The sequence below is a fragment of the Peptoanaerobacter stomatis genome (assembly GCF_000238115.1).
Lineage (GTDB): Bacteria > Bacillota > Clostridia > Peptostreptococcales > Filifactoraceae > Peptoanaerobacter > Peptoanaerobacter stomatis.
On record NZ_JH414555.1, the window covers coordinates 21,369 to 36,133 of the forward strand.

General features: G+C 31.7%; 12 protein-coding genes. 2 read left to right on the plus strand and 10 right to left on the minus strand.

Annotated features, from left to right (window positions below):
* Positions 1-340 precede the first annotated feature (340 nt).
* Positions 341-1,630, plus strand: coding sequence for a GTPase HflX (gene hflX, locus HMPREF9629_RS07140; protein WP_009525708.1), 1,290 nt, complete (start codon positions 341-343; stop codon positions 1,628-1,630).
* A gap of 292 nt (positions 1,631-1,922) precedes the next feature.
* A complete protein-coding gene (locus HMPREF9629_RS07145; RefSeq protein WP_009525709.1) occupies positions 1,923-2,354 on the plus strand; it encodes a dUTP diphosphatase in 432 nt (143 codons plus the stop codon).
* Positions 2,355-2,752: 398 nt separating this feature from the next.
* Here the strand turns inward: HMPREF9629_RS07145 and HMPREF9629_RS07150 are convergent, their stop codons facing one another.
* The 10 genes from HMPREF9629_RS07150 to HMPREF9629_RS11315 all read right to left on the minus strand — a co-directional run bounded on the left by HMPREF9629_RS07150 (position 2,753) and on the right by HMPREF9629_RS11315 (position 14,734).
* Positions 2,753-3,526, minus strand: a complete 774-nt coding sequence (locus HMPREF9629_RS07150; protein ID WP_009525710.1) for a hypothetical protein — start codon at positions 3,524-3,526, stop codon at positions 2,753-2,755.
* A 428-nt stretch (positions 3,527-3,954) separates the two neighbouring features.
* Complete coding sequence (locus HMPREF9629_RS07155; protein ID WP_009525711.1) at positions 3,955-4,911, minus strand: C1 family peptidase; 957 nt, start codon at positions 4,909-4,911, stop codon at positions 3,955-3,957.
* 15 nt (positions 4,912-4,926) lie between these two features.
* Complete coding sequence (locus tag HMPREF9629_RS07160) at positions 4,927-6,699, minus strand: DNA/RNA non-specific endonuclease (protein WP_009525712.1); 1,773 nt, start codon at positions 6,697-6,699, stop codon at positions 4,927-4,929.
* Between the two features lie 558 nt (positions 6,700-7,257).
* Positions 7,258-7,905: a hypothetical protein gene (locus tag HMPREF9629_RS07165; protein WP_009525713.1), complete on the minus strand. Its 648-nt coding sequence runs from the start codon at positions 7,903-7,905 to the stop codon at positions 7,258-7,260.
* 37 nt (positions 7,906-7,942) lie between these two features.
* The gene (locus HMPREF9629_RS07170) at positions 7,943-8,359 is read right to left on the minus strand and encodes a hypothetical protein (RefSeq protein ID WP_009525714.1); all 417 of its coding nucleotides are present in this window, start codon (positions 8,357-8,359) and stop codon (positions 7,943-7,945) included.
* A 149-nt stretch (positions 8,360-8,508) separates the two neighbouring features.
* Positions 8,509-8,865 (minus strand): hypothetical protein, encoded by a 357-nt coding sequence (locus HMPREF9629_RS07175; RefSeq protein WP_009525715.1) that lies wholly within the window; start codon positions 8,863-8,865, stop codon positions 8,509-8,511.
* Positions 8,866-9,571: 706 nt separating this feature from the next.
* A complete protein-coding gene (locus HMPREF9629_RS07180; RefSeq protein WP_242822027.1) occupies positions 9,572-10,252 on the minus strand; it encodes a GIY-YIG nuclease family protein in 681 nt (226 codons plus the stop codon).
* 38 nt (positions 10,253-10,290) lie between these two features.
* Positions 10,291-13,443: a type I restriction endonuclease subunit R gene (locus HMPREF9629_RS07185; protein WP_009525717.1), complete on the minus strand. Its 3,153-nt coding sequence runs from the start codon at positions 13,441-13,443 to the stop codon at positions 10,291-10,293.
* The gene (locus tag HMPREF9629_RS07190; RefSeq protein WP_009525718.1) at positions 13,443-14,195 is read right to left on the minus strand and encodes a hypothetical protein; all 753 of its coding nucleotides are present in this window, start codon (positions 14,193-14,195) and stop codon (positions 13,443-13,445) included. Before HMPREF9629_RS07190 ends, HMPREF9629_RS07185 begins: the two co-directional genes overlap by 1 nt.
* Positions 14,192-14,734 (minus strand): FRG domain-containing protein, encoded by a 543-nt coding sequence (locus HMPREF9629_RS11315; RefSeq protein WP_009525719.1) that lies wholly within the window; start codon positions 14,732-14,734, stop codon positions 14,192-14,194. Before HMPREF9629_RS11315 ends, HMPREF9629_RS07190 begins: the two co-directional genes overlap by 4 nt.
* Positions 14,735-14,765: the final 31 nt, after the last annotated feature.

Sequence of the window (14,765 nt, forward strand, 5' to 3'; positions counted from 1 at the left end):
ATATGTGATAAAAATGTTAAATTGAATGTATTTTATTAGTGTCACTTTCGGTACAATAAAACTCACAATCTCCTTAATCAAACACATTATACTAAAATCTTATAGAATAATGGAAAATCATAACAATTAATTTTTCTGGTAGACTATGTATATTAATTTTATATAATTATACAAGTTATCCATAATTTTATTAGAAAATAGTATTAAAACGCATTCTTTACATTTTTTAATAGATTTTAGATAAATTAAGTTATGATCTAAAAATATTATCTAATCTTTAAAAAAATATGATATAATATCTAATATCAATCAAATGCAATAAATAGTTGGAGGTATCATTATGTCTGATACAAAAAATATTGAAAATGTGATATTGGTAGGACTCAATATAACTACTGATATAAAAAAACAAACTGATATAGATATATACGATTCTATGAAGGAATTGGAAGAACTTGCTCAGGCAGCCGGTACAAAAATACTGGGAACTACCGTACAAAACAAAGAGACTTATGATGCCGCATACTATATAGGTAAAGGCAAAGCAGAAGAGCTTGCTGAGCTTGCCGAAAATATGGAAGCGGATACAATAATATTTAATGAAGAACTGTCAGGAGTACAAATCAAAAATCTTGAGGAAATAACAAAAACAAAAGTAATAGACAGAACAACATTAATACTTGATATATTTGCATCAAGAGCTTTATCAAAAGAAGGTAAATTACAAGTCGAGCTTGCTCAACAAAAATATCGTTCAGCAAGACTTATCGGATTAGGCTCACAACTTTCAAGACTTGGTGGAGGTATAGGTACAAGAGGTCCTGGGGAAAAAAAATTAGAAATAGATAAGCGTCACATAAAACAAAGAATAATAGATATACAAAAAGAATTAAAAGAAATATCAAAAAATAGACAAACACAAAGAAGTAGCAGAGCAAAATCAAATTTACCTCTTGTAGCTTTGGTAGGTTATACAAATTCAGGAAAATCTACAATTTTAAATGAAATAATAAAAACACATAAAGATTATGATAAAGAAAAAGAAGTCTATGTTCAAGATATGTTGTTTGCCACACTTGATGTTCAGCTTAGAAAAGCAACTCTACCTTCAAATTCAGACTATCTCATAACAGATACTGTAGGTTTTGTCTCACAAATACCTCACGATTTGATAGAAGCGTTTAAAGCTACATTGGAAGAAGTAAAGTATGCTGATTTGCTCCTACACGTAGTAGATTTGTCAAACGACAAATATAAATTACAAATGGATACAACAAACAAAGTTCTATCAGAAATAGGAGTTGACAACAAAAAAGTTTTATATGTATTCAACAAAGCCGACAAAGTAAATTATGAAGCAAATATCAGCGTAAATGAGCCTTTTATTATGATATCGGCAACAAAAAGATATAATATAGAAAAGTTTTACGAAATGATAGAACATATGCTGTCAAAATCTAAGAAAAAAGTAGAACTGCTCATACCATATTCAAACTCAGACATAATAAACAAACTTCATGATAAATATAATTTTGAAGAAATTTACGAAGAAAATGGAACGAGATTAAAAGTCAGCTTAGAAGAAGAAGAATATGGAAGATATAAAAATTTTATAACACAAGAATTTTAATTTATTTTTGTAAGCTTATCAAACAAATCTATTACTTAAATTAATAGATAGTAGTATTGGATAATTATAATACTAAACTCAGTTTAATTAAAATATTTTAAAATTGTTTTGTAAACAAGATTACTAACACCATTATAGATTATATATTATAAAATCTCTAAACTTTATATAAATTGTTGTTTTACAAAATATGAATTTTTAAATATATGATTATGATGTACTTTTAATTGATGTTTAATATTAAAAAGTATTTAATCATATGATAGTATCAGGATAAAAAATAGGAGTTATCATGAAATTAAAAGTTAAATTTGAAAAAGAAATTTGTCAAGATTTTGAATTTGTAGATGGAAAATCAGATTGGATAGATTTAAAATCAGCAGAAGATGTTGAACTAAAAGCCTTTGAACACAAACTTATAAATTTAGGTTTTGCATTAGAACTTCCAATCGGATATGAAGCATATGTACTTCCAAGAAGCTCTACATTTAAAAACTTCGGCATAATACAAACCAATTCCATGGGCATAATAGACAACTCATACTGTGGCGATGAAGATTATTGGAGATTGCCTGTTCTTGCAATAAGGGATACTAAGATAAATAAAGGCGACAGAATATGCCAGTTTAGAATAATGGAAAAAATGAAAGATATAGAAATCGAAATAGTTGAACATTTAGGAAATAAAAATCGTGGCGGTTTCGGTTCAACAGGTAAGAATTAATAACAAAACTCCAAGTACTATTATTCAATTAAAATAATATAGTTTTTTAAATGTTTTTTAACTACTGATATTTAATTGAATAATAGTATAAAAATTATGTCCAAAATTATGTAAATATAGTGATTTGAGATAATATGATTGTATTATAACATTGCGAAAAATTCTATTCGCAAAATAAATATGGATGTTGTTTAATAAGTTCAATCAATTAAAAACCATATATGCTATTAACCTATTTTTCTATAAGCAATTCAGTTGAAGCGTTTTAAAATAATTGATAGTGTCATTATTAATGTGAAATCAATCATGTTTATAGGATTGTGTAATCAACTTATTTGCTAAAGGCAATAAGCTTTATTGGCATGAATAATTACGAAACTGCCTGTTAACACTTATTCTTAAAGTTCTGTAAAAGTATCTACAAAGTATCCATATTTGTGTACCCTCTCATAAGCAGTTTGCTGCCATTCCTCCTTTATAAGACCATCTTCTCCAACGAAAAAACCAGGATCCATATATCGTATTATCATGAACTCTGATGTTTTCTGTTGAAATCCATCTCCACGACTAAAATCAATTCCTCTTCCGGTATTTTTTGTTGCAATAGCCTCGAGTAGTGGCAGAGTAACTTCATTTACGGGTATCGTCATATCCGGCATATCAAAAAAAACACCCTTATCTTTTATATAAATAGCCAGATTACTGATTGTCCCATTTGTCACGCATTTCACTCTACGTATTGAATTAATATCAATTGTATGTTTTTTACCTAAGATTTTTCCCTGTGAAATACGAATCTCTTTTTCTTTCAGACTATGTGCTATAAGTGTATCAAGATTATACAAGTTATTTGGAAAATCTTTAGTCAGCTTACTTGCCGCAAAAGCAACAAGAATTGTTTTTGTTTCAGCAATATTGTGTCCTGTATTTCCTCCTGTTTCATCCGTTGTTATTTCACATATGTTTTGTCCATCAAAATTTCTAAAAATCAAATTATAACTCTTATTTGAATTGCAATATCCTATCGGCAGTATTGAGCCAATATCAGAAAATTTTAAGTTTATCGATGTTTTTCCATCTGAACTTATTAAGGCAAATCCCTCTTTCTCCACTATCAAAGTATGTTTCTTGTCTTCAAATGTTATCTTGCGGTCATCAAATACAGTTTTCATTAAATTCCCTCCAAATTTTTTTCTATATAGTAAATATAACTATACTTTAAAATTTATCTAATAGTAATTTTATTATTACACTTTTACCTGCTCCATTTGTCCACTATAGAAAACTATTGTTCTCTTAGAAATATCAAGGTTTAACGGTCATAATTTCAAGCTATCAAGCTTTTTTTACTAAATATTTAATTTTAATAGCAATATAGAATCATCACTGTAATTATTAATATGTATATTAATTATTTACGACTCACTGTTCTTTGTATTTTAACTTTTATTATTATGACACAACACCTTAAAAAATTCAACCAATATAATATACAAAAATCTGCTGACTACATATAAGCCAGCAGATATAATTTTACTTAACTTTATAATATCTGATTAAGACAATATACCGATAAAGCTATAAAAATAGTTTCCTTTAATTAACGTAATAATCCAAATTGTTCTGTATCTATCCATTCCATCGAAAGAATAGACCAAAAATCTTCTGCAAGACCATCCAATACATAGTCATATGGAATCCATCCATAACCATCTTGCCCCCAAGTGCTTCCCCATGAATTTCGTATCATGATGGCTCCTTTTGTTTTCTCATTACTGCTTGTATTAATAATAACTTTATTGTCATCATAGCCCACTGCCATAACGGCATGTCCCCATTCCGCCTGTTCATTTTTACAAGGATAAGGAATCGAACCGGGGGCATCGGAATTTTCAAAAGATGGGAATCCAAAAAAACCAAATGCAGACGGAATTCCTGCTGCTAAATATGTCTTTACGTTTCTTAAAACATCTTTTTTCGATGTTTTTTTACCCAACGGATCATGACAGAAATAGTTAATAGCAGAGTAGTGATTTGCAAGAGAATAAAGGAAAGCATCTGGTTCAATGTCCCAATCCGGATTTACATTTTCTCCATCAAATGTGTACGGAAAATATTTTTCATCAGGTACTCCAAACAATACGAGAGCACCCATCGCCGAACGAAGCCAAGCTCCTGAGTCTCCAGTTGAGAGCATTAGCTTTCTCGTTGCTTTATACACAAATAATCTTGAACCTTCAATATGTCTTCCGTATGCTCTTTTTTGAAAGTATTCCACCATTCCAACAACAGCATTTGCTGTACAAGAACCCAAACTAAGCTGGTCTTCCACAGGTGAACACCATTTTCTAAGATCTACACGACTTGAAAGTTTTTTTTCAGTTTTTGTTTTGTCTGATCCCTTTATGCCAAGTTTCATAGAAATCTCAGAGATAACAGGGTGTTCATTTGAATAGTCTCTCATATCAGGAAGAGGAGGTAACCAGCCCGTTGTAAGCGGTTCGCCAGCTTTATCTCCCTTCATAAACCTTCTTTGTCTATAAAATACCTTAATCATATGATATCCTCCTTTTTACAACTTGATATGTTCTGGTGCTCCAATTACCATACCTGCTGATTCAATGTTTGCAATCGGATCATATTGTGATAGTTCACCAAAGTCCAAGCCTGTAATTTCTTCTATGCGAGCAACCGGAACTTGATATGTTTTGTATTCTCCATATGCAAATTCAAGGTTTTCAATCATATTTTTCTGAGTTTGAAGGTAAGCAGTAGCAGACATTTTTCCATCGTCCTTAATCATGACTGCAACTTTCCAAAATTCTGCCGGTATCTTAAATTTTTCACGATAAATCATGTCGTCACTTCTAAATACAGGACCGGTGAAAACAGAAACCTTCAGATTGTGATTTTGTGCATTTTTTAAAATATAATTTTCTAAATCGAGCCAAATCTTTTGATTTAAGTTTTTGTGCTGAGGTGAGCTGTTTGTAAAATGAAAAGTATCATTATTTGCCTGAATAGCCTTATCTCCCCAAACAGGATCCAATCTTCTTACCAAGTGACCACGATCTAAATCATTTTTGACATATAGCTCATCTCCATACTGGGCATCTTTAGGAATCCTTGGATCAAAGTTCCAACTATCTCCACTCCTTTTTATATTTTTAGCTTGATTTCCATCTATATTTACAGCTGTGAAATAAGCAAGACAACGTGAACGACACATCACGATTGAAAAATGCGTATAATCCAAAACATAACTTCCATTATCCATATAAGAGACATCTTTCTTCATCTCCTCAGAAAGCCCTGGAAGTTCAACTTTGTAATCTAAACCAAGAAAAGTACTGTCGTATCCCACATCTATTTTGGAAGGAATGGGATCAGAAGGATTAGGCTCACCACAAATATCCAAGTTTGGAAAAATTTCCCGAATGAACATTTTTTCTCCCGCATTAAAATTATTGAATTTCTTTGCAAAATAATTTGAAATGGAACTGATGCGAATTCCCTCATTTGCAATCCATGTATTCTTTTTATTAGGATCTGGCACTCCTGAGTGATGAAGAGCTACAACAATCCATTGATCATTGAATACCGGTGAACCTGAAGAGCCAGGCTCAGTATCTGTTAGGTAGTGTATGAAGTCATCTAAAATAGAGCTTACCTTATTTTCCCTAATAGTAACTGCCTTTGGTCCTCCGTTTGGATGTTGAATGATAGAAACATATTCTCCTTCGAGAATTTTTCCCTCTTCAGCAATTAGATGAAGATGCCCAAAATCTTTAGGCTGTTTATCACTTGAAGGATTGTCTTTAAGTGCAACCAGAGTAAAATCAAGTTCCTCGTCCGTAACAAAAAACTGTTCAGGATTTAGACGAAAAGTATATGTAGGACAAGGCATGAAGTTTACATCATCTTGATAATTAAACTCGGCAATAGAATTTAGAGCAGTCCTCATACTATCAATAACATGATTATTTGTCATCAGTACATTTTCCGAAACCAAAAATCCTGTTCCGGAGCCAATAAAACTTCCCTTATCATCACGAATCTGAATGCGACAAATAGAATTTCCTGAATTGGTTCCCATCTGTAAGTATGAAATCGGGAAGAGATCACTTTTCCCCATGATACGCTCCATGGCAATCGAATCATAATCATTAAGCAACTTTCTTCTTGATTTCAGAGTATTATCTTTAATATCAATTTTTTCAAGATTAGAACTCCTTTTAGAATCGTTTTCAATAAAACGCTTCAAAGCCTGCTTCTGAATTTGATCTTGTTTTGCTTCAAATCTTTCCTTAGAAATTTCTTTTTGTTCAATAATACCTCGCAACATAAAGATCACTCCTTTCATTTATAAACATTATTAAAAGATAAAACCAAGTTTTAACAATTGAAATAATCGCTATTTACAATTTCTCAGTTTGAACAACTCATATTGTCATATCGCATAAATATTATAAATTTTATAGAGATGAAACCTACACTTTTAATAAAAATATATTATATTATACTACATAATACTACATAATTTCCTTTATTACAATAAATTCCACATTTTTTCAATAAAATTATTTACCTTTCTCAATAAATTGATAAAGAAATTCCGTGAATTTAAAGAGAATCTGATAAAGATATCAACGAAAAATATTCTCCAATGCTATTAGCAATTAAATAAACTTTATTATATTTAGAAATGATTGGAATTAAAATAATTACTAAACTCTATTATTGTATCCCAAAGTTTTTCTGATTTATAATCAAATCCAATTACTTCAAAACTGTCATCCAAAAATTCCCTATAGCGATTTTATTCTTCTGCAGTAACCACCTTTAACATGAACATATATAACAACATTTTTCATTTTAGTGTACCTCTATAGATTCAAATCTGCTAATTCCTAAAGTTTGGATTGTTACTACTAATCTCAATTTCTTCTTTAGTCATGCCTGTAAGTTCTGTTACCCATAAGCCTACAATATCTGAAAGCACAGAATCACAAATATACTCATTTTCACCATCAGTATATTTACAAGAAAAATATGGATTTCTTGTAGCTGCTTGATAAAAATTCATTGCTAAATCTGCTAATTTGTTAGGATTAAAAGGAAGATTTAACTCTTTGGCAATGTCAGAGCGAATCATGTCCCAATCTTTGTTCTCAGCCGTATAGCTTTTTCTTATTTTTGATATATATCCGTCACAATATTTTTTTAGTAAGTTTTGATTTTGATAAAGGAGTTTACAGTTAAAATCAAAAATATTTCCGGCATGTAGCAAAAAAGTTAGAAGTCCTTCTAAGTTATCTGCAATTCTCCCGACCTCTCCTTCGCTACTGATAAATCCTATACTGCTATCATTCAAAAAAACAAACTCTCCGCCGCTACCATCCTGCGCAAATGCCTCGCATGGTATGGAATATATTTCATGATTACTCAAAAAATGAGTTTTTTGACTTTGCTTATAAAAATAAATATCACACTCATGCATAAGTAACATGTTTAGTTTTTTATTTCCTTTGATATATTCTAATAGATCCATAATTTTTCGCTCCTAACAAACTTGAATTTATACATAATTATTTAGATTTCTTCTTACAACAAAGTAAGCTCTCTAACATAACCCAAACTAAACTTTCCTGTTTTATTTCAAATCCATCAGATATAATCCGCTTATTAAAGTATTCAACCGACTTATCGTGATCAAGAAATTTATTGATACTTAGATACTGTTCAACCTCATCAAGTAAAAAAGCACTTTGTTTTAACGACAAGTCACTAAAACCGTTTGCGTAATGAATGCTTTTCATAGTTCGTTTTAGCTTTGTTTTTGGATATTCTTCTTTGAGCGAATTCCTTAATAAAATAACAAGGCTATTAAAGGTTTGACTATCTAAATCATCTACTCTCATATGAGCAATAATATTTTCATTACGTAGATGTTCAATTAGTTCAATCAAGTATTGTTTCAAATCAATTACTATATTTTCACTCATTGAAATACTCTCTCCTACTATTGATTTATTTATTTCACTCATTTTATCTTTAATATTAAAGTACTATTATATCTAAAAACCTGGATTTATCTATAATTTTTTTAGTAAGCTGAGCAAACATACCTCCACTCTCTCAACATTTAGCAGCGCTATATCTCTTCCCATCCTCCTGTCTGCACATCATATTTAGCAAACTCACCGGTATCCGTAAATTCAGATGCTGTCATTCCTACTTCAAAAATACAATCAAAGTCGTTTGAAGTTAAAAAATACAACCCCCTGTCTGTCAGGAATGCTTCTCCAAAATCATCATGTTCAAATCTTTTCCCATCGTTGGTATTCCCTACCTGTTTATACTGATATTTCAATAAACGGTTTTCCAGTTCTGATCGTTGTTCCGGTGTGAATTTTCCCAAATTCTCCTCCTTTTCAAAGAAATCAGGTTGTGCTGACTGCTGTTCTTTCTGTTTTGTACTAACAGAAAACAAAGAGATTGTGTAACTCATTTATAATCTTCCTCCTTATAAATATTATAAATTTACCTATCATTATTTGCACAAAAGCCTTCCACCAAAATGATGGAAGGCTTTCTAAATAATTTATCACCTTATTGCTCTTAGATAAATAAGTATCGCTCATAAACTTGCTCAATGTAACAAACTCCCTTTGAAATATACTTTCTGGTTTTTTGTACTAAACTTCTATAAAATGACGCTGCAAAATAGAAAAATAAGATATAATACCTTTCAAACAAGATATACTCAAAAGTATAACTTTAAGAGATTTGAACATGGTATCTATTTGGGGTAATATTAGTATTAATATCAAAATAGTATCACGGAGTTTTTTTCGTTTTTATAAATCAATAAAACATTGTATTTTCAAAAGTTTATTTGTGAAAACATATTTGTTACTTCTATTCCAATTTTATCATGTATATCTTCAACATCTAATCAACGATACAAACCCATATATCCTGCATTCTGAAATATAGCAAATTCTCCGTTTGTGATAACTCCTAAATCATGTGCTGTTTCCACCAAAAGCTGATTCCATCGTTTAATATCTCCACAAACAACAAGTCTTCTTCTATCTTCATCAAGCTGATTAAAATGATCTGCTATTTCTTGACGATATGTTTGTCCAAGTGCAATAATTTCTTTTATCAGATCGCTGTTTTACACGATCAAATAGCAAGCATATCTTTATCAACTACTTTTCTTTATCTCTATATTTTTCAATAAGATTACCTTGTAAGTCTTTCCATTCTACCCATCCATTATTAGATTTACCAATAACTATCCAACCGGCACTTGACGGATTCATACATACAATATCTTCTTGTAAAATATTATCTTTTATTTTTGCATTTCTTCTGATATATGGTATATATCCTTTGCCGGTATTACCACAAAAACTTCCTTTTAATACTGTGAATACTCCATCTTTAACTATAGCTTTTCCATTTACTTTTCCGAAACCTTTTATATTACGATTTAATACATACTCCCCATCCGGAACAAATCCACTCTCTGTTTTAAGTTTTATCTCTTCTGTAGATTCTTTGAACACTTCTTTTTTACTTTTATCTTTAGGATAAATTTGTTTACCGTCTAAAGATGATAATAAAGACTTTGCGATTTCTATATCTAACGCAAATAGTTCAGTACCTACAATTCTACTTTTACTAAAGATGTCATGAATAAGTTTTTCTTTCTCATCATATCCATCTACTTCTATAGCAAACTCCCTTTTTAATCCTGTGATATTGGCATATCCATTGCTCTCTAAAAATCTCATTCTATTTTCAAATTGGTTATTTCCAGTCTTACCAATCTTGATAAGACCGGAAACGACTGTAGTCATTAAATATATTATTCCTTTTGCCATCATTTATCCTCTTTCACCATACACGTTTACAAAGATTAAAACTAATCAATTATATTCCTCTCTCTATCTTCTGCTACTAATAACAATGTTCTATCGGCATGATTATTATACGAATAAACATTGCCTTTTTCCTCAAAGTTATAATTATCAGTCCAAAGTTCGCACTGCGTCATAACAACCTGAACGGCATCATCCATTCCTTCAGGCGGATATTTATGTTTTTTCAAAAGTTTTTTGATTAGCATACGCATTTTAGCTCTCGCTGATTCACGCTTCTGCCAATCAATAGTCTTATTCTTACGTAGAGTATCTGCTAATTCTTTTGTTATTGCAATCAGCTCTTCATTTTCATAAAAGTCCTTGATTGCCTGTGGTTTTGTTAAGGCATCGTAGAAAGCAAGTTCATCAGAAGTTAGTCCTAATTTATCTCCCTCTTGATGTGCTGCTGCAATCTGTTTTGCTAACTTTAACATTTCTTCTATGACTTCCTCATTAGTAAGCATACCGTTAAGATAAGAATTAAGAGAACGCTGCATAATCTCGCTGAACTTTTCAGATTTTACAATATTTGTTCTGCGATAAACAGAAACCTGTTCTGCAATCAACTTTTTCAATAGTTCAACCGCAAGATTCTTCTCTTTCATATTTGCGACTTCCTGAAGAAATTTTGGGTCAAACAAAGAAAACTCCTCTTTGATATCTGAGAACAAATTTATTACCCCATCACTTTTAATACTCTGTTTCAAAAGTTCATTTATTCTTGCATTCATTTCCGGCAAGGAAATCTTTTTGCCAACACCAGTATTGGCAAGTCTTAGAACAAGAACTCTAACAGCCTCAAAGAATGCTGCCTCAAATCTACTATCTTCATCAACTAATGAAGAACAAAGGGAAAGAGCCTGATGAAGCATAAGGGCTTCTTTTACGAAGGAATCCTTATCATCAACTTTTTCTCTGCCCATAATGAAGTTGACAGCACCGCTGATAGTCTTTGCTCTTTCAAGGTCTGTGCCGTTTTGGAACTTGGAATAATCATATCCGTGGAATTTGTCACGGCAAACAGACAGTTTTTCCAAGAACTTCGGATAAGCAACCTTAGCAACATCTGTATCGCCGTAGTTCTTCTTATCACGGGAGGTATAATCATTCATTGCTTGCTTCAGAGCAGTAGCTATTCCTACATAGTCAACAACAAGCCCACCTTCCTTATCTCTGAATACACGATTTACACGGGCGATTGCCTGCATAAGATTGTGTCCAGACATAGGCTTGTAAACATACATCGTAGCAAGAGACGGAACATCAAATCCGGTCAACCACATATCAACAACAATCGCAATCTTCATAGGACTGTCGTTATCTTTGAATTTCTTTGCAAGCTCATTCTTATGATGTTTATTACCAATAATCTGTCTCCAGTCTTCCGGGTCATTGTTACCGGAGGTCATAACAACACCTACTTTCTCAGTCCAATCCGGACGAAGTTCTAATATTCGCTTGTAAATCTTCATGGCAATAGGACGAGAATATGCAACAATCATCGCCTTACCTGTAAGCAAATTCTCTCTATTATTCTCATAGTGCTCAAGAATATCACAAACCAAAGAATTAATAGTGTTATCATTTCCAAGAACTGCTTCCATCTGACCAAGCTCTCTCTTGCTCTTTTCAATAACTTCCTCATCAGCATTAAGAGCCATCAAATCATATTCAGCATCAATTAATTCCAAGGTAGTTTCATCAAGATTGAGCTTAATTACACGGCTCTCATAATAAACCGGACGTGTTGCTCCATCTTCAACTGCTTGTGTCATATCATATATGTCAATATAATCACCAAAGACTTCACGGGTACTACGATCCTTTGATGAAATAGGTGTGCCGGTAAATCCAATATATGTAGCATTTGGAAGCGTATTACGAATAATTCTTGCTGTGCCAATAACACGCTTTGCCACTTCGTCACCATCTTCATTCTTTGTAATCTTAATCTTTTCCGCAAGTCCATATTGACCTCTATGTGCTTCATCAGCCATAACTATAATATTATGGCGTTCAGACAAAGGCTCGTTAGATTCCTCGAATTTTTGCATAGTAGTAAAGATTATACCGTTTGCCTGTCTGCCGGCAAGCAGAGTTTTGAGATTTTCTCTACTTTCTGCCTGTAACGGTTCTTGTCTTAAAAAGTCCTTACACTTTGCAAACTGTCCATAAAGCTGGTCATCAAGGTCATTTCGGTCAGTAAGCACAACAATAGTAGGACTATCTAATGCTTCCTGCAATAAATGAGCATAGAACACCATAGAAAGTGATTTACCGCTTCCCTGAGTATGCCAGAAAACGCCGCCTTTACCGTCGGTAATTGTAGCATGCTTTGTAGATTCAATCGCTTTTCTTACCGCAAAATATTGGTGATATCCGGAAAGAATTTTAAATGTGTTAACCCCCTCATTTGAAAAGCAAATAAAGTTCTTGATAATATCAAGCAGTCTTTCTTTTTGAAACATTCCCTCAAAGAAAGTGTCAAACTGAGCATACTGTGTATTTTCATAATTACCGTCTTTTGTCTTCCACTCCATAAAGCGGTCTTCACCGGAAGTAATAGTCCCCGCTTTAGATGTCAGCTGATCGCTCATAACACAGATAACGTTATATATGAACATAGACGGAATTTCCTGCATATAATTACGAAGCTGTCTATACGCTTCTGATGCATCCGTTTCTTCACGAGAAGGAGATTTGAGCTCAACTAAAACTACTGGCAATCCGTTCAAAAATAGAATTACATCCGGACGTTTGTTACTGTTCTCAATGAATGTCCACTGATTAGCAACTATAAACGAGTTGTTGTTAGGATTTTTATAATCGACAAGGTAGACAATAGCAGAATGCTCCTCGCCACCTACAAAAAATCTTACAGGAATCCCATTTTGAAGATAATCCATAAATATATAGTTTTTCTGTACAAGCTCACCGTTTTCAAAGTTTTTAAGTTTATATAATGCTTCCTGAATGGCATCATCTGGTACTCCTATATTCAAACGATATAGAGATTCAACCAGAACATCTTCATATAATGGACTGTAAAAATCCCTTTCAATATCAGGTCCATATACATACTCATATCCCAAATTATTTTGGAATAATTCTATTATTGAATTTTCATAATCTGCTTCTACGAAAAATTTCGACACTATTTTTCACTCCTCTCCGATAATTCACTTGCTATCTTTATAATTTTATCACTGATGTACTCAGATTCATTCTTTGCATGTTCTTTATCGAATCCATTTTTCAGTAATACTTTTTGAACGCTCACCCTAAATCTACTTATTACAGACTCTTGTCTATTCCAATCAATTATTGAAACCCATTCTTCCACCAATTCCCATATTTTTTGCAGATCGAAATGATATTTTTCGCTTAAATCTTTAATGACAGCATCTTTGAAACTCTCATCTTTTATTATGTTGCCGTTTATTTCAATATCTGTTTTTATTACTTGTTGTTTTATATCATTAGGATCAAATTTTATAAATTCTGATGAAGCCTTTGTTTTAGCATTCTTTTTATTTTTTATATAACTCAATTGATGCTCTAATTCAGGAAATAAAGTTGCCTCATTTATATTATAAGTATCTAATTCCTCTAATATTGCCTTCTTATTCTCCCCAGAAATATAGAAAAATTTTCTATCAAATTCATCTCGTAAATCTTTATATCCTTTTTCTATACTGGACTTACTAATAGACTCTGTATAAACAAAATTAAAGCATCCTGCCAATAAAAACATTCCGCATTGTCTTGATAATCTTTCATTGTTGTATGGTGGAGTAACAATATAATTATTCTGAATAATATTTATAAATTCTTCGTAATGTTCTTTTAATTTCCATCTTTCTTCTAACTCTTTTGATATAGCTTGCCGTTCTGTAAGTTTTCTCAATATGGACTAAGAGTATTATCATTTGACAAATCTATCTGAGATAAAGAGGATATGACTTTTATATTTATTTCATTTGTAGATACGGCATATTTCTTATTAAAAAATATTACACCGTTCGCTTCTTGTGTTTTAGTATCCTCTTCATCTTCAATTCCTTTATAACATACATCACCATATTCTTCACAAGCAAAGTATAGAGCCACTAGCGGATTCGTAGTTAAATCCAACAATCTTGTGCACATTCCATAATGTTGGTATTTCGTCATGATTTCAAAATCATTATTTATAGAAATAAATTCATACGGTGCTTTTAATAGAGATACTTGCATCAAAGTATGTTCTACACTTAAAAAATTACCTCTAAAAATGCTTGGAATAACATCCCAGAAATCAGTTTTTTGCCCCCTAAAAAACAATTCCTCATTGCTCCCATACAAATCATTTTTTATTTCATTTACTTTTTTAATAAATGAACTTACAGAAGTTATCTCTTTTCCATAATTTTCTATTTCATCTTTATTAAATATTATTTCTTTCATATTTACGACTCCTTCTGTAAGATAAACAATA